The sequence below is a fragment of the Acidaminococcus sp. HCP3S3_H5 genome, from assembly GCF_052122235.1.
GTDB lineage: Bacteria > Bacillota > Negativicutes > Acidaminococcales > Acidaminococcaceae > Acidaminococcus.
This window is the reverse complement of record NZ_JBQKCS010000003.1, coordinates 313,794-335,462: the sequence shown is the minus strand read 5'-3', so window position 1 is coordinate 335,462 and position 21,669 is coordinate 313,794. Positions and strand designations below refer to the sequence as shown.

Sequence of the window (21,669 nt, the reverse complement as noted above, 5' to 3'; positions counted from 1 at the left end):
TTTATCCTATTTCCTTCACAACTACCGTCAGCGAACATCCCAGGTTCTTCCGGAACCACTTGGTCATGGCCTGGAGCTGCTGGAGCTCTACGGAGGGGGCCCGGGTGGCGGTGATGGTGAGCACAGCGCCTCCGTTCAGGATGGCAGGTTCGATGGTTTCAATGGCCCCGGTCTGGGTGTAATCCAGACATTCCGCCAGGGCCAGGAGCAGAGCGGCGTTGCTCAGCCGTTTCATGTCGATTTCCGGGATCAGCTTCCGGTAAGGCCGGTTCCGGAGATAGCCCCGGTTCACCCCGTGGTGCCAGGCGGCCAGGATGGCGGTGTACACCACATCCAGATGGTTCAGCCCGAACAGTTTGCCGTTTTCGATCAGGTAGCCGCTGTGCCGGGTGTGGTTGTAGTAGTTGATGGTGATGCCAATGTCATGAAGCAGGGCGGCGGTTTCCAGCAAAGGTTCCCACCGGGCCGGCTCCAGCTTGTGGAGGGACTGCCAGCCCTGGAACAGCTGGAGGGCGTATTTGGCCACCAGCCGGCAGTGGTCTTCGTCCGGGGAATAGAGATGGATCATGTTTTCCCGGGCGGTTTCCAGGATGTTGGGGGTAATGAGGGGCAGTTCCGTGTGTTCGTGGAGGTATTGGGAGAACAGCCCTTCCCGGAGCCCGCAGCCGGAAACAATCATCTTCCGGGCCTTGCTCCGGTCTGCCAGGGCCTTGATGATGGAGGAACCGGCAATGATCACATCCGCCCGGTCATTGGACAGGCCGGGGATCCGCCGCCGGGTGGCCAGGGTAGTGCCCGGCAGGGTCTTGTACCATTCTTTGAAGTCCTGGATGGTGAACTGGTAATTGTGGAGTTTGGAGGTGAAGTATTTGGCCCGTTTCTGTTCGATCTTCCCTACGGAACGGGCGGTGCCTCCCACCCCTACCAGAGGCAGGCCGCAGCCGGCAATCCAGGGAACCTTCTGCATCTGGTCGTTGATGGCCCGGCGCATTTTGTTCAGGGCGGCCGGATCCACCGTGTTGTTCAGCTTGAAGGTCTTGGTCAGGTTCACGCAGCCGATGGGCAGGCTGACACTGTCCACCAGCTTCCGGTCCCGGACCAGGATCACTTCCGTGGAAGCACCCCCCAGGTCGAAGATCACCGCATCTTTTACGTCGATGGTGTTGATCACGCCCAGATAGCTGAGATAGGCTTCGGTTTTCCCGGAGATGATCTCCAGGTTGATCCCGGAAGCCTGGGAAGCAGCCTTGGCCAGCCGGGCCCCGTTGGGAGCGTTCCGGATGGCGGCGGTGGCCACGGCGATGATTTCGTCTGCGTGGAAGATCCGGCACATGGAGGCGAAATTCTTCAGACAGTTGGTGGTGGCAGTGAAGGCTTCCTCCGTCAGATACCCTTTCCGGTCCGTTTTCAGGGCCAGCCGCAGCGGGTCCTTCTGGTTGTACACCAGGTTGCAGGCGTTGGAAGCATGGATCTCCATGATCACCAGACGGGCCGAGTTGGACCCCACGTCGATAATGGCAATGCGTTTCATAAAATCCCCCGATCCACACGTGTATATAAAAAAACTATACTCCGCGAACACTGTTTTTTTCTTATAATAGAAGTGTTAAACTAAAAATAGTATAACACGATTGATACACAGAGGGTAGGACAAACCGGGTTATACCCAAAGCAAGGAGGAACTTATGGCTAAGAAAAAGTTGCGGTCAGCAGCGGTGATCCATCTGGGTTCAGAGAACATCACCATGCAGCTGATTGAATACACCGGTCTGGATGACATACGGATCATTACAGAGCTGCGCAGCAAGGTCCGTTTGGGGGAAGAAACCTTCCAGACCCGGAAGATCTCCTTTGGGACCATGCTGCAGATTGTGGAGATCCTGAAAGGGTACCGGCAGGTGATGCGGGAGTACGGGGTGAAATCCTATATCCTCCAGGCCACTACCGCTGTCCGGGAAGCGGAGAACCAGCAGTATTTCCTGGACCAGGTGCTGGTGAAGACCGGCTTCCAGATCGAAGTGGTGAACATGTCCCGGGAAATCTACACCAAGATGGCGTCCCTGCTGCGGACCATGGAGACCCATGGGAAAATGCCCCTGCCCCGGGAAGGGGTGCTGCTGGCGGACATTTCCTCCGGAGGTCTGGGTCTTACCTATGTGAAAGACCGGGAAGTGAAGTTCCAGCAGAACCTCCATGTAGGGCTGGTCCGGCTGAAGGAACAGTTTACCCGGAATGAACGGTCCAGCATCCATTTTGAACAGGCCCTGAAGGAATATCTCCAGGACCGGATTGGCGTGGTGGCGGAAGAACTGGAAAACGAGACCATCAGCATGCTGGTGCTCACTGGTACGGAAAGCCAGGTGCTCCTGGACCTGTTCGGGAAGAAACGGACCCGGAAGGAAAATGTTTCCTTAACGGCGGATGAAGTGAAAGCCTTCTACCACCGGGTACACCATCTGAAAGAAAGCCAGCTGGAGAAGCTGTTCAGCCTGACCCCGGAAGAAACGGAAGTGGCCCTGCCAGCCATTACCCTGTGCCAGCTGCTGATGGAAATGTCCCGGGCCCAGCAGATCCTTATGCCGGTGGACCGGTTCGTGGACGGGATGAAGATCCTCTACATTGCCCGGCAGCTGGATCAGCAGTTCCTGGAAGAAATGCTGGACATCCAGATGAGCCTGGTCCGGAACATCGGAAACCGGTTCCACTACGACGCTCCCCATGCGGCCTGGGTGGAAAACATGTGCTGCGTGCTCTTTGACGCCCTGGCGCCGTCCCAGGGCCTGGACCAGGAGGACAAGAGCCTCCTCCGGGCGGCGGCCTACCTGCACAATATCGGGAAATACGCCTCCATGCGGACCTATGACCGGTACAACTACTATTTGATCGACAGCGCGGATCTGTTGGGCTTCAGCGTGGAACAGTGCCACACCATTGCCCAGATTTCCTACCTGTACACTCTGGACCGGCCGGAACTGGAGGGCAGCGAACCCAAGGATTTCGGCAGCGGGATCCCGCCTCTGGTGGCCAAGCTGGCCGGCATCCTCCGGCTGGCGGATTCCCTGGACATCAGCGGCCGGCAGAAGATCCGGGACTGCAAAGTGGTGATCCGGGGAAACGAACTGCGGGTCCGGGCCAAGAGCCGGGAAAACCTGGCTCTGGAGGAATGGACTTTCAGCAAACGGGGGAGTTTCTTTGAGGAAGTCTTCGGCCTGCGGCCGGTTTTAGAGAAAGCAGAGGAAAAATGATGAAAATCGATCTGAACAAACCTGAGTATTACGTGAACCGGGAACTGAGCTGGCTGAAGTTCAACCTGCGGGTGCTGCGGGAAGCGGGGGTGCGGAACCTGCCCCTTTTGGAACGGCTTCGGTTCGTGGCCATTTCCGCCTCCAACCTGGACGAATTCTTCATGGTCCGGGTGGCCGGCCTGATCGAACAGAAAGCCGCCGGGATGGACCATGTGGATGCTGCCGGGATGAATGTGGAGGACCAGCTCCGGAACATTGCCCTTTCCGCCCACAACCAGATGAAACTGAAGTACCGGTATTTCTTCGCTCTGATCAATGAGCTGGAGAAATATGCCATCCGGTTCTTCCGGGTGAAGGATGTGACTGAAGACCAGCGCCGGGAACTGGAAAACTACTACCAGGAAATGGTCTTCCCGGTGCTGACTCCCATGGCGGTGGATGCGGCCCGGCCCTTTCCCTTCCTGGCCAACAAGTCCCTGAATATCGCGGTGGAACTCCGGGACCAGAAGGGGGAACAGAAAATCGCTTTCGTCCAGGTGCCTTCCGTGCTGCCCCGGTTCATTTCCCTGGTGGGGAAGGAAGGGGAACGGGCCTATGTGTTCCTGGAAGACCTGATCATGGAACACTGCCAGGATCTGTTCAAGGGACTCACCATTGTGGACATGGTGCTCTTCCGGATCACCCGGGACAGCGACCTGGAAGTGGAGGAAGACGCCACCCAGGACCTGATGAAGGAAATCGAACGGTCCCTGCGGAAACGGAAACGGGGGGCTGCGGTGCGGCTGGAAATCAACGCCACCGACGACAAGTACCTGAAGGATTTCCTGGTAAAGAACCTGGATCTGGAACCCCGGGATGTGTATGAGATCCAGGGACCTCTGGACCTGACCTTCCTGAACAGGTTCATCGACCAGCCGGGGATGGACCAGTGGAAATTCACTCCCTACACCGGGCAGCAGCCGGAAGAGCTGCCGGATTATGACGACCTGTTCGGAAAAATCCGGGAACATGACATCCTGCTCCACCATCCCTATGAAAGCTTCGATCCCATTGTAAAGCTGGTGGCCCAGGCGGCGGACGATCCCCAGGTGCTGGCCATCAAACAGACCCTGTACCGGGTCAGCGGCAATTCTCCCCTGGTGGCGGCGCTGGCCCGGGCGGCGGAAAACGGCAAGCAGGTCACTGCCCTGGTGGAACTGAAGGCCCGGTTCGACGAAGAGAACAACATCGTCTGGGCCCGGCGGCTGGAAAAAGCCGGCTGCCACGTGATTTACGGGCTCATGGGCCTGAAGACCCATTCCAAGATCATCCTGATCGTCCGGAAGGAAGAGGACGGGATCAAACGGTATGTGCACCTGGGCACCGGGAACTACAACGACAAGACCGCCAAGCTCTATACGGACCTGGGGCTGCTGACCGCCAACGACCAGTATGGCCAGGATGCCTCCGCCTTCTTCAACGTGCTCAGCGGTTATTCGGAACCGCCGGTGTTCAACAAGCTGGTGATGGCGCCCATCGGGCTCCGGGAAAAGATCTATGAACTGGTGGACCGGGAAATCGCCCATGTGAAGAACGGGGGCACCGGGTACATCGCCGCCAAGATGAATTCCCTGATCGACCAGCCGGTGATCCGGAAGTTCTACGAAGCCTCCCAGGCCGGGGTGAAGATCGACCTGATTGTCCGGGGGATCTGCGGCCTGCGGCCGGGAATCAAGGGCGTCAGCGAGAACATCACCGTACGGTCCATTATCGGCCGCTTCCTGGAACACAGCCGGGTGTATTATTTTGCCAACAACGGCAGTGAGGAACTGTACCTGTCCAGTGCGGACATGATGCCCCGGAACCTGAACGACCGGGTGGAACTGCTGTTCCCGGTGGAACGGAAGGCTCACATCGACCGGGTGAAGGAATTCCTGGATCTGTGCCTGAAGGACAATGTGGGGGCCCATGTGATGCTGGCCAACGGTACCTGGCGCCGGGCCTATCCTCACGGCCGGAAGCGGATCAGCGTCCAGGCGGCCATGATGGACCGGGCCAAATCCCATGCCCCGAAAAAATCCATGCCCATGGAACAGCGGCTGAAGCCCATGGTCCGCAAGGAAGAATGACGGAGAGCCCTCTTTTGTGATATAATGACTTATCATAAAGAGAGGTGCGGTGCGAGAAATGGCAGTGCAAAGTGTTACCTTAAACTATAATGGACATTACGGATATTTGGATTACAACGAAGAAACCCATGAGATGACAGTCTTTATCCCAGATGAGGAAGCAGCAGCCCAGAAAGTGCGGGATTTTCTCCAGGGCCCCCGGAAACTCCAGGTCCCTACGGATGAATGCACCTACCATTTCGGAGAAGTGACCGTGGATCCCAGCCGCAGCTGGCAGGACTGCCAGCAGGCCCTGACCCGTCTGTGGGTGAATACCGGAGTGCTGGTGGAATGGAGCATGCCGCCCCGGATGACCAACGATCTGTAAGTTATACACAGAGTTATCCACTTATGAACATTTGTGTTGTGGATAATGTGGATAACATTGTCCTGACAGGGGGAAAACCGGGAAAAAACGGCCATCCAGCCTGTGGATAAATGGAAAATGCAGGAAAAAAACGGGGAGGGTGCCAAGGTGGCAAAACGGTATTATGAACTGGAAGTGGCAGGGGTGAAACGGTCCCTGCCGGTAATCAATATTTCGGATTCCCTGGCTATTGCCGGGTTCGTGATCCTGGGGGATACGGAAATCGTGGAAAAGACCGCAGCGGAACTGGCCAAAAAGGTTCCGGCGGATACAGATATCCTGATGGCGGCGGAAACCAAGGGAATCCCCCTGGTCCAGGCCATGGCCCGGATCCTGGGGATGCCCCGGTACATTGTGGCCCGGAAATCCATCAAGGCCTATATGGAACATCCTCTGGTGGTGGAGGACGAATCCATCACCACCCAGGGCAAGCAGATGCTCTGCCTCCAGGATGAGGACATTGAACGGGTCCGGGGCCACAAGGTGACGCTGGTGGACGACGTGATCAGCACCGGAGGCTCCATGAAGGCTCTGGAAGAACTGGTGGCCAAAGCCGGGGGCACCCTGAACGGAAAAATGGCCATCCTGGCCGAAGGAGATTCCATCGGCCGGAAGGACATTACCGTACTGGCCAATCTGCCGCTGTTTAAGGCGGAATAAAGTTGGTCTGTCAATGGTCAATGGTCAAATGTCAATGGCTAAAGGAAAGAACCCGCCTGAGTGGACGGGTTCTTTTATTATGCAAAATCCATATTGTGTCTGATATAGCAGCGATTATATTTTTAAATGTTAATTAAAAATTTGCTTGCAAATTTTGTCATTGGGCCATTGACCATTGACAATTGACCACGATGGGGGCCTTCATTCAGGTGAAGGCCCCCATCTGCACCATCACCATATACCACAGCGTTCCCCCTGCCATGGACAGCAGGAACTGGCGCTTCCACAGGTGGAGGAGCACCACTACGGCGATGCCGGTCAGTTCCGGGAGACCGTGGGTGCCGGTGGTGAAGGACACATCCTTGAGACAGTAGATCACCAGCAGGCCGAACACCGCTGAAGGCAGCACCGTGCCCAGGTAGCGGACCCGGGCCGGGGTGGGTTTCCCTGCCGGGAACAGAAGGAAGGGCAGGAAACGGGTGAGCTGGGTGCTGATTACGGCCAGCACCAGGATGGCAAGATGCTGGAGAAAACTCATGGCCGGGCTCCTTTCTTCTCCAGGTTCTCCTGGAGCAGCAGCAAAAGGGACAGGATGGCGCCCAGGGCCGGCAGGATAAAGTGCTTGGGACCGGCCAGGTTCAGCATCACCAGGGAGATCCCCAGTCCCAACAGGGAGCTTACATGGCTTTTTTCCTTCAGCCACTGTTCCAGGAAAATCACCACGAACATGGCGGTGAGCACAAAGCCCAGACCCTGGGTGTTGAACCGGATGCAGCCTCCGAACAGACCTCCCAGGGTGGCTCCCAGGAACCAGTACATGTGGTTCAGGAAGGTGATGAAGAACATGAACCAGCCCCGGTCCACGTTCTCCGGGATCCGGGCGGTGTAGTTGATGGAAAAGGTCTCATCACAGAGGCCGAAGATCAGGTACAGCTTTTTCCAGCCGGTGCCTTTGTACCGGTCCAGCATGGAGATCCCGTAGAAAAGATGCCGGGCATTGATCATCAGGCTTACCAGAAAGACCTGGGCCGGATCGAAGACTCCCACCATCAGGTTCACCAGGACAAATTCCACGGAACCGGAAAAAATCAGGAGGCTCATGAACATGGGGTACCAGAAGGGAAAACCGGCGGCATGCATGTAGACACCATAGGTGAGTCCCAGGAACAGGAACCCGGCAAAGATGGGCAGGGTGTGGGGAAAGGCGCAGCGCAGGGCCTGGATCCGCCGGTCACGGGACAGCTGGGGAACCAGGACAGCATAGGGCTGGGAGAAGGGAACAGTACTTTGCTTCACGGATATAACCTCCAATTCGTATCATTTGCAACACAAGCATACCATTAAAAATCCGTACAATCAATGACTAAATTGTATGGATTACAAAATTTTTTGACAGGGAATCTTCACGGCATACCGGAGAATTTTTTCGATTGCTCTTTAAAATAGGAAACAAATCCTGAAAATTCCCTTGATGCTCCATACAATATTTCATATAATTGTATGGAATACAATTACAGGAGGTCCCTATGGCCATCAACGGATTCTACAACTACCCTCTGTCCTGGAAACCGGACCGGGCCAAGCTTACCCGGCCGGTATACCTGTCCCTGGCCCGGCAGCTGAAGGAGGACATTGCCTCCGGCTGCCTGGCTCCCGGCACCCGGCTGCCGCCCCAGCGGGAACTGGCCCGGTTCCTGGGAATCAATTTTACCACCGTCACCCGGGCTTACAAGCTGTGCGAGCTGAAGGGGCTGCTCCAGGCGGTGACCGGCAGCGGTACCTTTGTAGCCTCCAGCGCCGCCCGGTCCGTGACCATTTCCACAGAACGTCCCCGGTCCGCCCTTATCGACCTGGGGTTCGAGAACCCCTTTCAGGTGTTCACGGACCAGGTCCGGGAGATCACCCGGGACATTGCCGGCCGGAAACAGTTCCCCCAGCTGCTGGATTATGCCTCTCCCACCGGTATGGTCCACCAGAAGGCGGCCGGGGTAAACTGGCTGAAGAACATAGGGGTGGAAACGGATCCGGACCATCTGATGCTGGTGTCCGGCACCCAGAACGGACTGGCCATGAGCCTGCTGGCCCTGTTCGATCCGGGGGACCGGATCGGGGTGGATACCTACACCTATGCCAATTTCATCGAACTGGCCCGGCTCCATCATCTCCAGCTGGTGGCCATCGGCAGCGATGAGGAAGGGATGCGGGCGGACCTGTTGGAGCGGCAGCACCGGCTGAATGCCCTGAAGGGAGTCTTCCTGATGCCCAGCTGCTGCAACCCTACCACCCGGATGATTTCGGAGCGGCGGAAACAGGCCCTGGCCCAGGTAATCCGCCGGGAACAGCTGATCCTCCTGGAAGACGACATCCATGCCTTCTTCACCGCCGGCACCGTGGCCGATTATGCAGGGCCCCTGGCCCGGCTGGTGCCGGAACAGAGCGTCTATGTAAGCGGCACTTCCAAACCCCTCTGTGCCGGTCTGCGGGTGGCCTACCTGGTGTATCCGGACCGGTTCCGGGAGGCCCTGCTCCAGGCTCTCTTCAATGTGAATGTGAAAACATCCTCCTTGGACGGGGAAATCATTACGGAACTGATCCTTACCGGCACCGCCAATGCCATGGTGAAGAAGAAACAGGAACTGGCGGCGGAACGGAACCGGCTGTTCTTCCGGTATTTCCCGGAACTGGAGGGTCAGGGCCATCCCCTCAGCTTCTACCGGTGGCTGCCCATACCGGATACCCGGGGAGGAGCGGAAGTGGAACAGGCCTTCCAGCAGCAGGGAATCCGGGTCTACCATTCAGACCGGTTCCTGTGCGGGAAGCGGGAAATGCAGGCTTATCTCCGGGTGGCCCTGTCCACAGAACAGGACATGGGACGGCTGGAAAAAGGACTGTCCATTTTACGGGAAAACGTGAAAAAAGCATAAATCCCCTGCTCCCCTGCTGCGTCACTGTAATGCAGGTTCACCGGGATCCGGCTGACAGTTGCTGAAAACTGAAAAAAACTTTGCTTTTTGGGTACCTCCTGCGTTAAAATGAAACGATATACTTTTGTTTCAGCGTGAGGGGGTACCTTTTTTGAAAATAATAGATCTTTTAAAGAGTCCGAAGGTTTGCGTCTCCTGTGAGCTGTTCCCACCCAAAAAAGGCAGTGAACTGGAACATGCCCAGGAAATCGTCCGGACCATTGCCATCCAGGGGGTGGACTACATGAGCGTTACCTACGGTGCCGGCGGGACTGCCGTAGGCAAAAGCGTGGCCCTGGTGTCTGAAATCGAACGGTGCGGGGTGCCGGCCCTGGCCCATCTCACCTGTGTGGGGGCCGATGAACAGAAAATCGAAGGGGTCCTGGACCAGCTGAAGGCCGCCAATGTCCAGAACGTGCTGGCTCTCCGGGGGGATCTGCCCCAGGGACAGGAACATCCTCTGGGGGACTATGCCCATGCCAGCGACCTGGTGAAAAAGATCAAAAGCTACGGGGATTTCTGCGTAGGCGGGGCCACCTATCCGGAAGGCCATCCGGAAGCAGCCGGCCTGGATGATGACCTGGAACACACCAAGATGAAGGTGGAAGCCGGGTGTGATTTCCTGGTGACCCAGATGTTCTTTGACAACAGCATGTTCTACAATTTCATGTACCGGATGCTGGCCAAGGGAATCAACGTGCCGGTGGTGGCCGGGATCATGCCGGTGACCAACCTGAAGCAGATCGAAAAGATCTTCACCCTCAGCGGTACCCCGGTGCCGGCGCCTCTGCGGGCCATGGCGGAACGGTTCGCAGACCATCCGGCGGCTCTGAAACAGGCGGGGATGGCCTATGCCATCGGCCAGATCGTGGATCTGATCGCCAACGGCTTCACCAACATCCACATCTACACCATGAACAAGCCGGACATCATCGGAGGCATCCGCAGCAACCTGTCGGAAATCATCCGCTGCTGAAAGGGGAACCAGTATGGGAAACCTGCGGATCCAGTTTGATGAAAAAGAAGCCCTCCGGTATTTCGGGGCCCGGCCGGGGGATGAACAGGCGAAAGTGACGGTGGACCGTGCCTTTCTCCAGCTCCGGAACGAAGTCCAGCCCCGGAATGTGATCCAGCAGTGGAGCTGCCGGGTGCTCCAGGGAACGGACCGGGAAAAGGGCCGGGTGATCCTGGAAGAAGGAACGGAATTTGTCAGCTCCGGTCTGGCCCGGCACCTGGAGGGCTGTGACACCCTGCTGCTGTTCGGGGCTACCCTGGGGGCCCGGGTGGATACGGCCCTGCGCCGGATCAGCATCCGGAGCATTGCCGAAGGGGCGGCGGCTCAGGCGGTGGCTGCTTCCCTGATCGAAAGTTACCTGGATCAGCAGGAAGTCCTGTGGAAGCAGGATCTGCCGGATACCTGGCAGTACCGGAGCCGGTTTTCCCCGGGGTACGGGGACTGGGACCTGACGGAACAGCAGAAGATCTTCCGTCTCCTGAACTGTCCCAAGACCATCGGCCTCACCCTGACTGCCGGAGGCATCATGGCACCCACCAAAAGCGTCACCGCCGTCATCGGCATCGACCGGAGCGGGAAAAAACCGGCGGGACCGGAAGCAAGCCGCTGCGGGAAGAAAAGCAAATGTGCTGCCTGCGGCAATGTGGACTGTCCTTTTCGTCAGGAGGAACTATGAATTTTACAGAAGCACTGCATACCAAACGGCTGTTTTTTGACGGAGCCATGGGCACCATGCTCCAGGAAGCCGGCCTGAAGCCGGGAGAACTGCCGGAAACCTGGAACCTGCACCATCCGGAGAAGGTCCGGGCCATCCATCAGGCCTATGTACGGGCTGGGGTGGATATCCTGAAAACCAACACCTTCGGGGCCAACGGCCTGAAGTTCGGTGCCGCCCACGGCCAGCCGGAAGTGGAAGAACTGGTCCGGACCGGGGTGGAAAATGCCCGGGCGGCCTTTGCCGCAGAAGGACGGGAAGGGTTCGTGGCCCTGGACCTGGGCCCTACCGGGAAACTGCTCCAGCCCTTCGGGGACCTGCCCTTTGAGGAAGCGGTCTCTCTGTACGCCGCCCAGGTGAAGGCCGGGGCTGCCGCCGGAGCGGACCTGATCCTCATCGAGACCATGAGCGACAGCTATGAAGCCAAGGCGGCCATCCTGGCGGCCAAGGAGAACTCCGATCTGCCCATTGTGTGCACCTTCACCTTTGATGAAGATGGGAAGCTGCTGAACGGGGCGGATGTGACCACGGCCTTTGTCATGGCGGAAGCCCTGGGAGCCGCGGCTGTGGGCTTCAACTGCGGCCAGGGACCTGACACTCTGGTGAAGCTGGTGTCCCGGGCCCTTAAGGCGGTGGACATCCCTCTGGTGGCCAACCCCAATGCGGGGCTGCCGGTCCAGAAGGACGGAAAGACCGTGTTCCACATCGATGCGGCCGGGTACGCACCGCTCATGGTGCCTTTTGCAGAAGCGGGGGTTTCCGTGCTGGGGGGCTGCTGCGGCACCACCCCGGACCACATTGCCCGGCTCATTGCGGCCTGCCGGGACATTCCCCTGCCGGCTCCCCGTTCCGGAGCTCCCTGTGCCATTGCCGGCTACGGCACGGCGGTGGATTTTGAAGGGATGCCGGTGATCATCGGAGAACGGATCAATCCCACGGGAAAACCCCGGCTGAAAGAGGCTCTGAAGGCCCAGAACATGGACTATGTGTGCCAACTGGCCCTGGAACAGCTGGACAAGGGAGCCCAGGTGCTGGATGTGAACGTGGGGGTGCCGGGGGTGGATGAACCGGCTCTCATCGAAAAGGTGATCCTCACCCTCCAGTCCATTACCTCTGTTCCCCTCCAGATCGACACCTCCAACATCGAAGCCATGGAACGGGGGCTCCGGGTGTACAACGGCCGTCCTCTGCTGAACTCCGTCAACGGCAAGGCGGAAAACATGGAGAAGGTCCTGCCTCTGGCCAAAAAATACGGGGCGGCTCTGGTGGGCCTGTGCCTGGATGAGGGAGGCATTGCGGACAGCCCGGAAGGCCGTCTGAAAGTGGCGGACAAAGTAATCACGGAAGCCGGGAAATACGGGATCCCTGCCAAGGATATGGTGATGGATCCTCTGGCCATGACCATCAGTACCGGAGGACAGAACGCCCAGATCGACCTGGAGGTGATCCGGCAGCTGAAGGCCCGGCACATCAAGACGGTCATGGGGGTGTCCAACATTTCCTTCGGGCTTCCCAGCCGGGATGCGGTGAACAGCGCCTTCTTCGCCCTGGCCATGGAAGCGGGGCTGTCCGCCGGGATCATCAATCCCAACAGCGGCGCCATGATGGGCGCCTACATTGCCTACGGGGCCCTCAGCGGCAAGGATGAAGGCTGCAAGAAGTATGTGGAATACTTTGCCGACGCCCCTCAGATGGTGGCCGTGGCCAAATCCCAGGGCAGCGGCAAACCGGCGGCCAAAGGGGCCCAGAAGGAATATCCCCTGGAAGAAGCCATTGTGAAAGGGCTCATCAGCCAGGTGGAAAACGGGGTCCGGAAACAGTTGGCAGAAGGCAAACCCGCCCTGGACATCATCAATGAATCCATGATCCCTGGCCTTAACATCGTAGGGGATCTGTTCGAAAAGAAAAAGCTGTTCCTGCCCCAGCTGCTGGTCAGTGCCGATGCGGCCAAGGCCGGGTTCGAGATCCTGAAGCAGTCCATTGCCACCGGAGCCAGCACGGAAAAAGGAGAACCCATTGTGGTCTGCACGGTGAAGGGGGATATCCACGACATCGGCAAAAACATCGTGAAGGTGCTCCTGGAAAACTACGGTTATCAGGTCATCGACCTGGGGAAGGATGTGCCGCCGGAAGAAGTGGTGAAAGCCGCCCGGGACCATAATGCCAGACTAGTGGGGCTCAGTGCCCTGATGACCACTACCGTGGGAGCCATGGAAGAGACCATCCGCCAGATCCGCCGGACCCTGCCGGAGTGCCGGGTGATGGTGGGAGGTGCCGTAATGACCGAGGAATACGCCCGGACCATCGGCGCGGATTTCTACGGGGCCAATGCAGTGGCCAGCGTCAGCTATGCCAACCAGCTGTTCCATAAACAATAAACAACAGTAAAAAACAAAACAACTACAGAAAGAAGAGATGCAGCATGACAAGACCTTTGATCGGTGTTTCCGGAAGCCATATGGTGGATGACCACGGCGTTTTTGCCGGGTACCACCGCTCCTATGTGAATGATGACTACATCCGTTCGGTGAACGAAGCCGGCGGGGTGGCTATCCTGGTGCCCTTTACGGAAGATGAGGAAGCCGCCCGGGAAATCATGAGCCGGGTGGACGGGCTGGTGCTCAGCGGCGGCCACGATGTGTATCCCCTCCTGTACGGAGAGGAACCCTGCCGGCAGATCGGTCCGGTGTGGCCGGCCCGGGACAAATTCGACCTGCTGCTCCTTAGGGAAGCGGAAAAGCGGGGGATCCCGGTAATGGGCATCTGCCGGGGCTGCCAGATCATCAACGTGAGCCACGGGGGGACCCTGTATCAGGACCTGTCCCTGGACAAGAACTCCTTTGTGAAGCATTCCCAGAACCAGGATCCGGCCACTCCCACCCATACGGTGGAAATCCAGGCCGGCAGCCGGGCTGCCAAAATCCTGGGCCGGACGGAATGGGTCACCAATACCCACCATCACCAGACAGTGCACCAGGTGGGCCGGGGCCTTGCCGTCACCGGACGGGCCAAGGACGGCACTGTGGAGATCATGGAAGGGACCGGTGAGGGCTATCTTATGGCTTATCAGTTCCATCCGGAAATGATGTCCATCAACAATGCCCAGGCCAAAGCCATTTTCGCTGATTTCATCGCAGCCGCCAAAGGAGGACACGCATAACATGACAGAGAAAAAAGAGAAATTCGGACTGTTCAGCATTGTGCTGCTGGGCATCAACGCCATTATCGGTACCGGGATCTTCCTTTTGCCCAACCGGGCCTATGCCCTGATGGGGCCGGCCTCCCTGGGGATCCTGCTGTTCGACGCCTTCCTGGCCGGGGCCCTGGCTCTGTGTTTTGCCGAAGCCGCCGGGTTCTTTTCCCGGAACGGGGGACCCTATCTGTACGCCAAGGCGGCCTTCGGAGATTTCTGGGGTTATGAGATCGGAGTGCTGAAACTGGTGGTGACCATCATCGCCTGGGCCGCCATGGCCGTAGGATTCGCCACCGCCCTGGGAGCCGCTTTCCCGGCTCTTTCCGGGGACGGGGCCAAGGACATCATTGCAGCCGTGCTGATCGGGGGCCTCAGCGCCCTGAACATTGCAGGGGTCAAGGCTTCCAAATATCTGAACAACATCCTGACAGTATCCAAACTGGTGCCCCTGGTGCTGTTCATCGCCCTGGGGATCTTCTTCCTCAACGGCAGCAATTTCACCCCCTTTGTACCGGCCCATCTGGAAGACGGGGCTTTTGCCAACGCCGCCATTACCATGTTCTTTGCCTTTACGGGCTTTGAAGCCATTGCAGTGGGAGCGGAAGACTACAAGGACCCCAAGAAGAACCTGCCCCGGGGCATCATCCTGACCATGGTGCTGGTGACGGTGATCTACATGCTGGTGGTGGCCATTTCCATCGGCATCCTGGGGCCGGACCTGGCTGCGGACAAGGCACCCATCCAGACCGCTTTCGGACGGGTGGTGGGTCCGGTGGGATCCTACATCATCCTGGTGGGCACCCTGTTCTCCATGGGAGGCATCAATATGGCGGAAGCCTTCATTGCCCCCCGGGCCTGCACCTCTTTGTCGGAAGACGGGATGCTGCCGGAAGTGCTGGCCAAACGGACGCCCTGGGGGACTCCTTATGTGGCCAGTATCGTCATTGCGGTGCTGAGCATTGCTCTGGCCTGGAGCGGCAGCTTCACCACCCTGGCGGCCATCAGCGCCGTATCCCGGTTCACCCAGTACCTGCCCACCTGTCTGGCGGTGATCGTGTTCCGGAAGAAATGGGCGGACCGTCCCCGGACCTACAAGATCCCCGGAGGCATCACCATTCCCGTGATTGCTATCCTTACCAGCCTGTGGATGCTGTCCAATGCCAAGACCATGCAGCTGATCTGGGGTCTGGGGGGCTGTCTGGTGATCCTGCCCTACTATTTCGTGTATGCCAGCAAAAAGAAGCGGGGCCTGATCAAAGAGAAGGAAGAGTAAAGAAAGGAATTGTATGGATCTCCAAACACTGCTGCACAAAGACAACCTGGATCGGGCAGACCTGATTGCCCTGCTGGGCCTTACCGACCCGGAAGACCGGAAGGCCCTCTACGACGCCGCCTATACGGTGAAAAGCGCTTCCGTGGGCCGGGTGGCCTATTACCGGGGCCTTCTGGAATTTTCCAACCGGTGCATCAAAAACTGCCTCTACTGCGGTATCCGCCGGGACAATGAGGAAGTGGAACGGTTCGACACCTCCCGGGAGGACATCCTGGCCATGGCCCGGTGGGCTCTGGACAACCAGTACGGGTCCTTGACCCTCCAGTCCGGTGAACGGCAGGATGAGGAATTCATCGCTTATGTGGAAAGCCTGATCCGGGACATCAAGAAGCTGGGGGACGGGAAACTGGGGCTTACCCTGTGCCTGGGGGAACAGACGGAAGATACCTACCGGCGCTGGAAGGAAGCGGGGGCCCACCGGTATCTGCTGCGGATCGAAACCAGCAATCCGGCTCTGTATGCCACCCTCCATCCTCAGGACGGGCACCATGAATGGACGGTGCGGAAGCACTGTCTGGACATCCTCCGGGACCTGGGCTACCAGGTGGGCACCGGAGTGATGATCGGCCTGCCCGGCCAGACCCTGGAAGACCTGGCGGACGACATCCTGTTCTACCGGGACATGGACATCGACATGATCGGCATGGGGCCCTATGTGGTCCACCACAACACTCCTTTGGGGAAACAGGTGGTGGCCGCCGGGGAAAACACCCCGGAAGCCCAGCAGCACCGGTTCATCCTGGGACTGAACATGATCGCCGTGACCCGGCTGTTCCTGAAAGACGTGAACATAGCAGCCACCACCGCCCTCCAGGCCCTGAACCCCCTGGGACGGGAACTGGGGCTCAAGGCCGGGGCCAACATCCTGATGCCCATTGTGACCCTGCCCAAATTCCGTCCCGACTACCTGCTCTATGACAACAAACCCTGTGTGGAAGACAGCCCGGACCAGTGCCGGAACTGCCTGTCCGCCCGGGTGGCGTCAGTGGGAGACACGGTGGGATTCGGGAAGTGGGGAGATTCCCCCCATTATTTCCGGGAGCACGGGAATGGAGCCAAAGAATAGCGGGAGCAAAAGCTTCCGCTATTCTTTTTATCTATACCAACCCCAACTTTTTATCCATTATACAAACGCCTCTCCATCCGCTACAATAAGACCCATGAAGAAACAAAACAGAGCAAAATGCTCGGAATAAAGAGAGGGGTTTTTAATCATGACTTTGCGTGCACCATTCCGTTTTGATATTGTTGGGAGTTTCCTGCGGCCGGACCGGCTGAAAGAGGCCCGGGCCCGGTTTGCCCGGGGGGAGATCGCCGCCCTGGACCTGAAGCAGGTGGAGGACGAGGAAATCGCCAAACTCATTGAAAAGCAGAAGGCCGCCGGGCTCCATGCCATTACTGACGGGGAATTCCGGCGGAGCTACTGGCACCTGGACTTTTTCTGGGGCTTCCAGGGCATCACCCATATCGAGCTGGAACAGGGCTACCTGTTCCACGGAGAAGAGACCGCCCGGGGCACTGCCATCGTCACCGGAAAAATCAGCGGGAAGGACCATCCCTTTGTGGACCATTTCAGATATGTGAAAGGGTTCGAGGACGAAAACACCCTGGCCCGGCAGACCCTGCCTGCTCCGGCTCAGCTGCTGGCGGAGCTGTACCGGGGAGACAACGGGAAAATCACTGACGCGGTATACCCGGACCGGGAAGAACTGCTCCAGGACATTGCCGCCGCCTACCGGCAGGTGTTCCGGGATCTGTATGGAGCCGGCTGCCGGAACATCCAGCTGGATGACTGCACCTGGGGCATGTTCTGTGATACGGAATACTGGAACAAACGGCAGAAGGGAGCGGTTTCTCTGAAACAGGTGGCGGAGGAGTACCTGCGGCTGAACAACCTGGCCCTGGAAGGCCGGCCTGATGACCTGGTGATCAACACCCATGTGTGCCGGGGAAACTACCATTCCACCTGGGCAGCCCGGGGCGGCTACGGTCCCATTGCTCCCCTGCTGTTCGGGAAGGAAAAAGTGGATGCCTTCTACCTGGAATTCGACGATGAACGGTCCGGGAACTTCGAACCCCTGAAGGAAGTGGCCCCCGGGAAAAAGGTGGTGCTGGGACTCATCACCACCAAGCGTCCGGAACTGGAAGACCGGGCCCAGGTGATCGCCCGGATCCGCGAAGCCGTCCAATATGTGCCCCTGGAAAACCTCTGCCTCAGCCCCCAGTGCGGTTTCGCTTCCTGCGAAATCGGCAACAAGCTGACCGAAGAACAGCAGTGGGCCAAACTGGCCCTGGTCCGCTCCATCGCCCAGGAAGTGTGGGGGGAATAACCTCTTTGGCCGCGGCCCGCGACCGGGGGTGTGAATTTTTCACACCCCCTTTTTTGATTCTCTTTTGACGGAATTCCGTGAAAACGTCTAAAAACTTCTGGTGAAAAAACTGAAATTTATTTGTTATGGACGCTTCCTTTCGACGTTTTTCAGATGAATCTTCTTTACAATGGAGCCATGAAGTCGAGAAATCAGATTCCTGCACGAAGCATGACGCAAAGGAGTGGTATTACATGATGAAGAATGAAGAAATCGGAAAAGCCATGACCATTAAACTGGAATTCCCCAACGGGCTGCCCAAACCCAAACCTTTCCAGGAAGGCATCCGTCGGGCTCCGGACCGTGGCTTCCGTCTGACTCCGGCACAGACTGAAATTGCTCTGAAAAATGCCCTGCGTTATATCCCGGAAGAATATCATGAAGAACTGATCCCGGAATTCCTGGAAGAACTGACCACCCGGGGCCGGATCTACGGCTACCGTTTCCGTCCGGAAGGCCGGATCTACGGGAAACCCATTGATGAATACAAAGGCAAATGCACCGAAGGCAAGGCCTTCCAGGTGATGATCGACAACAACCTGGACTTTGAAGTGGCTCTGTATCCTTACGAACTGGTCACCTACGGGGAAACCGGCAGCGTGTGCCATGACTGGATGCAGTACCTGCTGATCAAACGGTATCTGGAAGAAATCACTCCGGACCAGACCCTGGTCATGGAATCCGGCCATCCTCTGGGCCTGTTCCATTCCAAACCGGAAGCTCCCCGGGTAATCATCACCAACGGTCTGATGATCGGGGAATACGACAACCAGCATGACTGGGAAATCGCCGAAGAAATGGGCGTGGCCAACTATGGGCAGATGACCGCCGGCGGCTGGATGTACATCGGGCCCCAGGGCATCGTCCATGGTACCTTCAACACCATCCTGAACGCCGGCCGCATGAAACTGGGGATCCCGGAAGACGGGGACTTGGGCGGCAAGCTGTTCGTCACCTCCGGCCTGGGCGGCATGAGCGGTGCCCAGGGCAAAGCGGCGGAAATCGCCAACTGCACCGCCATTGTGGCGGAAGTGGATGCTTCCCGGATCAAGACCCGCCTGGATCAGGGCTGGATCTCCGGAGTTTCCGATTCCCTGCCGGAAGTCATTGCCATGGCCCAGAAATCCATGGCGGAAAAGAAGGGCAAATCCTTCGCATACCACGGCAACATCGTTGACCTGCTGGAATACATTGTGGACCACAACATCCATGTGGACCTGGTTTCCGACCAGACTTCCTGCCACAACGCCTACAACGGCGGCTACTGCCCTCAGGGCCTGACCTTTGAGGAACGGACCAAGATGCTGGCAGAAGATCCGGCCAAGTTCCGGGAACTGGTGGACAAGACCCTCCATGCCCACTTCGAAGCCCTGAAGAAGATCACCGCCCGGGGCGTGTACTTCTTCGACTACGGCAACTCCTTCATGAAAGCCGTGTTTGATTCCGGGGTAAAGGAAATCTCCAAGAACGGTGTGGACGACAAAGACGGGTTCATCTGGCCCTCCTACGTGGAAGACATCATGGGACCCCAGCTGTTCGACTACGGCTACGGACCCTTCCGCTGGGTATGCCTGTCCGGCAAACCGGAAGACCTGCACAAGACCGATATGGCGGCCATGAGCTGCATCGACGTGAACCGCCGGTACCAGGATCGGGACAACTACAACTGGATCCGGGATGCAGAAAAGAACAAACTGGTGGTGGGCACCCAGGCCCGTATCCTGTACCAGGATGAAGTAGGCCGTGTGAACATCGCCCTGAAATTCAACGAACTGGTCCGGAACGGGGAAATCGGGCCTGTCATGATGGGCCGTGACCATCACGACGTATCCGGTACGGACTCTCCCTTCCGGGAAACCTCCAACATCAAGGACGGCTCCAATGTAATGGCTGACATGGCAGTCCAGTGCTTCGCCGGGAACGCAGCCAGAGGCATGAGCCTGTGCGCCCTCCACAACGGCGGCGGCGTGGGCATCGGCAAAGCCATCAACGGCGGCTTCGGTCTGGTGCTGGATGGCAGCCACCGGGTGGATGAAATCATCCGCAGCTCCCTGAGCTGGGATGTAATCAGCGGTGTGGCCCGCCGGTCCTGGGCACGGAACGAACACGCCATGGAAACGGCTGTGGAATTCAACAAGACCCGTCACGGCATCGGGCAGATCACCCTGCCGTACCTGACCGACGAAAAACAGATCAAAGACGCAGTGGCCAAGGTTTATCCCAAAGCCCATGTGATCAAAGACTGATCCACAGGAACCATACAGAATCAAAGGGCTGCTGCACGGATACCGTGCAGCAACCCTTTTGTGGCAGAACTGAAGGAGGAAAGGCAATGATTGACAGACTGCTGATCAAACATGCGGCCCAGATTGTGACCCCGGAAGGGAATACCGCCCGTCATGGCCGGGAAATGAAACAGCTGAAGATCTACGAGAACCAGTCCATCCTGATTGAAAACGGGAAGATCCGCAGCATCGGGAACCAGCCGGACTGGGAGAAACTGGTGCCGGCGGACAAACAGATCGACGCCACCGGCAAGGCGGTGCTCCCCGGGTTCGTGGATTCCCACACCCACCTGGTGTTCGGGGGCTACCGGCCCGATGAATTCCTCTGGCGGATGGGCGGCATGAGCTATATGGAAATCATGGAACGGGGCGGGGGCATCCTGAACACCATGAAGGCCACCCGGGAAGCCAGCCGGGAAGAGCTGGTGGACCACAGCATGGACTTTTTGAAGAAGATGCTGGCCATGGGGGTCACCACCGTGGAAGCCAAAAGCGGCTACGGCCAGGATCATGATACGGAAATCAAACAGATGGAAGTGGTCCGGGACCTGAACGAAAAGCAGCCCATCGAGCTGGTGTCCACCTTCCTGGGGGCCCATGCGGTGCCGCCGGAATACAAGGACCGGGGGGATGACTTCATCGAATTCCTCCTGAAGGATGTAATGCCGGAAGTGGCGGAAAAACACCTGGCGGAATTCTGCGACGTGTTCTGCGAAAAAGGGGTGTTCTCCATTGAACAGAGCCGGCACCTGCTGACGGAAGCCCGGAAGATGGGCTTCAAGCTGAAAATCCATGCAGATGAGATCGTCAGCCTGGGCGGGGCGGAACTGGCCGGGGAACTCCACGCCACCAGTGCGGACCATCTGCTCCATGCTTCCGATGCAGGGATCCGGGCCATGGCGGACAACGGGGTGGTGTCCACCCTGCTGCCCACCACCGCCTTCTGTCTGAAAGAACCCTTTGCCCGGGCCCGGGAAATGATCGACGCCGGCTGCGCCGTAGCCCTGGCCACGGATTTCAACCCGGGAAGCGGCTTCACCTTCTCGGTGCCCCTCATGATCGGCCTGGCGGTGATCTACATGAAGATGAGTGCGGAAGAAGCCATCACCGCCCTGACCCTGAACGGGGCCGCGGCCCTGGACCGGGCGGACCGGATCGGTTCCCTGGAGCCGGGGAAACAGGCGGACCTGGTGATCCTCCAGTATCCGTCCTACAAATTCCTTCCCTACCATACAGGGGTCAACATTGTGGAAACCGTCATCAAAAAAGGAAAAGTGGTGGTCCGGTAAGCCTGCCGGCTGCCCTGGCTCAACAGAAGAGGGTGCTGCACATTGGGTGCAGCACCCCCTTCTTTTCTTTCTTTTCCGTTTATATTAT

Annotated in this window: 17 protein-coding genes; 14 read left to right on the top strand and 3 right to left on the bottom strand. The window is 58.1% G+C overall.

Annotation, left to right across the window (positions count from 1 at the left end):
* Position 1 precedes the first annotated feature (1 nt).
* Positions 2-1,531 (bottom strand): Ppx/GppA phosphatase family protein, encoded by a 1,530-nt coding sequence (locus ACTQY5_RS05670; protein ID WP_154487858.1) that lies wholly within the window; start codon positions 1,529-1,531, stop codon positions 2-4.
* 154 nt (positions 1,532-1,685) lie between these two features.
* Between ACTQY5_RS05670 and ACTQY5_RS05665 the strand changes: the two genes are divergently transcribed.
* The 4 genes from ACTQY5_RS05665 (at position 1,686) to ACTQY5_RS05650 (ending at position 6,419) form a co-directional block, all read left to right on the top strand.
* Positions 1,686-3,245, top strand: a complete 1,560-nt coding sequence (locus ACTQY5_RS05665) for a Ppx/GppA phosphatase family protein (RefSeq protein WP_154487857.1) — start codon at positions 1,686-1,688, stop codon at positions 3,243-3,245.
* Positions 3,245-5,353, top strand: a complete 2,109-nt coding sequence (locus ACTQY5_RS05660; RefSeq protein WP_154487872.1) for an RNA degradosome polyphosphate kinase — start codon at positions 3,245-3,247, stop codon at positions 5,351-5,353. The genes ACTQY5_RS05665 and ACTQY5_RS05660 overlap by 1 nt, the downstream gene beginning before the upstream one ends.
* 133 nt (positions 5,354-5,486) lie before the next feature.
* The gene (locus tag ACTQY5_RS05655) at positions 5,487-5,720 is read left to right on the top strand and encodes a hypothetical protein (protein WP_229778420.1); all 234 of its coding nucleotides are present in this window, start codon (positions 5,487-5,489) and stop codon (positions 5,718-5,720) included.
* Positions 5,721-5,867: 147 nt separating this feature from the next.
* Positions 5,868-6,419 (top strand): phosphoribosyltransferase family protein, encoded by a 552-nt coding sequence (locus ACTQY5_RS05650; protein ID WP_279127995.1) that lies wholly within the window; start codon positions 5,868-5,870, stop codon positions 6,417-6,419.
* A gap of 205 nt (positions 6,420-6,624) precedes the next feature.
* On the opposite strand, the gene ACTQY5_RS05645 is transcribed toward ACTQY5_RS05650, so the two are convergent.
* Both ACTQY5_RS05645 and ACTQY5_RS05640 read right to left on the bottom strand, forming a co-directional pair.
* Positions 6,625-6,957 carry a branched-chain amino acid transporter permease gene (locus ACTQY5_RS05645; RefSeq protein WP_022487710.1) on the bottom strand — a complete coding sequence of 111 codons (333 nt, stop codon included), beginning with the start codon at positions 6,955-6,957 and terminating at the stop codon, positions 6,625-6,627.
* Positions 6,954-7,721 carry an AzlC family ABC transporter permease gene (locus ACTQY5_RS05640; protein ID WP_374047554.1) on the bottom strand — a complete coding sequence of 256 codons (768 nt, stop codon included), beginning with the start codon at positions 7,719-7,721 and terminating at the stop codon, positions 6,954-6,956. Before ACTQY5_RS05640 ends, ACTQY5_RS05645 begins: the two co-directional genes overlap by 4 nt.
* A 224-nt stretch (positions 7,722-7,945) precedes the next feature.
* Here ACTQY5_RS05640 and ACTQY5_RS05635 point away from each other — a divergent pair, with 224 nt between their 5' ends.
* The 10 genes from ACTQY5_RS05635 (at position 7,946) to hutI (ending at position 21,581) form a co-directional block, all read left to right on the top strand.
* Positions 7,946-9,343, top strand: a complete 1,398-nt coding sequence (locus ACTQY5_RS05635) for an aminotransferase-like domain-containing protein (RefSeq protein WP_022487708.1) — start codon at positions 7,946-7,948, stop codon at positions 9,341-9,343.
* A 151-nt stretch (positions 9,344-9,494) separates the two neighbouring features.
* Positions 9,495-10,358, top strand: a complete 864-nt coding sequence (locus tag ACTQY5_RS05630; protein ID WP_022487707.1) for a methylenetetrahydrofolate reductase — start codon at positions 9,495-9,497, stop codon at positions 10,356-10,358.
* A 13-nt stretch (positions 10,359-10,371) separates the two neighbouring features.
* A complete protein-coding gene (locus ACTQY5_RS05625; RefSeq protein WP_022487706.1) occupies positions 10,372-11,073 on the top strand; it encodes a vitamin B12 dependent-methionine synthase activation domain-containing protein in 702 nt (233 codons plus the stop codon).
* Positions 11,070-13,490 (top strand): homocysteine S-methyltransferase family protein, encoded by a 2,421-nt coding sequence (locus ACTQY5_RS05620; protein ID WP_441368914.1) that lies wholly within the window; start codon positions 11,070-11,072, stop codon positions 13,488-13,490. Before ACTQY5_RS05625 ends, ACTQY5_RS05620 begins: the two co-directional genes overlap by 4 nt.
* Positions 13,491-13,534: 44 nt before the next feature.
* Positions 13,535-14,272: a gamma-glutamyl-gamma-aminobutyrate hydrolase family protein gene (locus ACTQY5_RS05615; RefSeq protein WP_022487704.1), complete on the top strand. Its 738-nt coding sequence runs from the start codon at positions 13,535-13,537 to the stop codon at positions 14,270-14,272.
* Between the two features lies 1 nt (position 14,273).
* Positions 14,274-15,578, top strand: a complete 1,305-nt coding sequence (locus ACTQY5_RS05610) for an APC family permease (protein ID WP_022487703.1) — start codon at positions 14,274-14,276, stop codon at positions 15,576-15,578.
* Between the two features lie 13 nt (positions 15,579-15,591).
* The gene (gene hydE / locus ACTQY5_RS05605) at positions 15,592-16,704 is read left to right on the top strand and encodes a [FeFe] hydrogenase H-cluster radical SAM maturase HydE (RefSeq protein WP_441368913.1); all 1,113 of its coding nucleotides are present in this window, start codon (positions 15,592-15,594) and stop codon (positions 16,702-16,704) included.
* A gap of 148 nt (positions 16,705-16,852) precedes the next feature.
* Positions 16,853-17,968: a 5-methyltetrahydropteroyltriglutamate--homocysteine S-methyltransferase gene (locus tag ACTQY5_RS05600; RefSeq protein WP_022487701.1), complete on the top strand. Its 1,116-nt coding sequence runs from the start codon at positions 16,853-16,855 to the stop codon at positions 17,966-17,968.
* A gap of 236 nt (positions 17,969-18,204) precedes the next feature.
* Entirely contained in the window at positions 18,205-20,253 is a 2,049-nt protein-coding gene (locus ACTQY5_RS05595) for a urocanate hydratase (protein WP_370834549.1), read from the top strand.
* 86 nt (positions 20,254-20,339) lie between these two features.
* Complete coding sequence (gene hutI / locus ACTQY5_RS05590; RefSeq protein WP_022487699.1) at positions 20,340-21,581, top strand: imidazolonepropionase; 1,242 nt, start codon at positions 20,340-20,342, stop codon at positions 21,579-21,581.
* Positions 21,582-21,669: the final 88 nt, after the last annotated feature.

Excerpts from the sequence above, each read along its gene's own strand:
- ACTQY5_RS05670 (WP_154487858.1), bottom strand. The coding sequence starts at position 1,531 with ATGAAACGCATTGCCATTATCGACGTGGGGTCCAACTCGGCCCGTCTG.
- ACTQY5_RS05665 (WP_154487857.1), top strand. The coding sequence starts at position 1,686 with ATGGCTAAGAAAAAGTTGCGGTCAGCAGCGGTGATCCATCTGGGTTCA.
- ACTQY5_RS05660 (WP_154487872.1), top strand. The coding sequence starts at position 3,245 with ATGAAAATCGATCTGAACAAACCTGAGTATTACGTGAACCGGGAACTG.
- ACTQY5_RS05655 (WP_229778420.1), top strand. The coding sequence starts at position 5,487 with ATGACAGTCTTTATCCCAGATGAGGAAGCAGCAGCCCAGAAAGTGCGG.
- ACTQY5_RS05645 (WP_022487710.1), bottom strand. The coding sequence starts at position 6,957 with ATGAGTTTTCTCCAGCATCTTGCCATCCTGGTGCTGGCCGTAATCAGC.
- ACTQY5_RS05635 (WP_022487708.1), top strand. The coding sequence starts at position 7,946 with ATGGCCATCAACGGATTCTACAACTACCCTCTGTCCTGGAAACCGGAC.
- ACTQY5_RS05625 (WP_022487706.1), top strand. The coding sequence starts at position 10,372 with ATGGGAAACCTGCGGATCCAGTTTGATGAAAAAGAAGCCCTCCGGTAT.
- ACTQY5_RS05620 (WP_441368914.1), top strand. The coding sequence starts at position 11,070 with ATGAATTTTACAGAAGCACTGCATACCAAACGGCTGTTTTTTGACGGA.
- ACTQY5_RS05615 (WP_022487704.1), top strand. The coding sequence starts at position 13,535 with ATGACAAGACCTTTGATCGGTGTTTCCGGAAGCCATATGGTGGATGAC.
- ACTQY5_RS05610 (WP_022487703.1), top strand. The coding sequence starts at position 14,274 with ATGACAGAGAAAAAAGAGAAATTCGGACTGTTCAGCATTGTGCTGCTG.
- hydE (WP_441368913.1), top strand. The coding sequence starts at position 15,592 with ATGGATCTCCAAACACTGCTGCACAAAGACAACCTGGATCGGGCAGAC.
- ACTQY5_RS05600 (WP_022487701.1), top strand. The coding sequence starts at position 16,853 with ATGACTTTGCGTGCACCATTCCGTTTTGATATTGTTGGGAGTTTCCTG.
- ACTQY5_RS05595 (WP_370834549.1), top strand. The coding sequence starts at position 18,205 with ATGAAGAATGAAGAAATCGGAAAAGCCATGACCATTAAACTGGAATTC.
- hutI (WP_022487699.1), top strand. The coding sequence starts at position 20,340 with ATGATTGACAGACTGCTGATCAAACATGCGGCCCAGATTGTGACCCCG.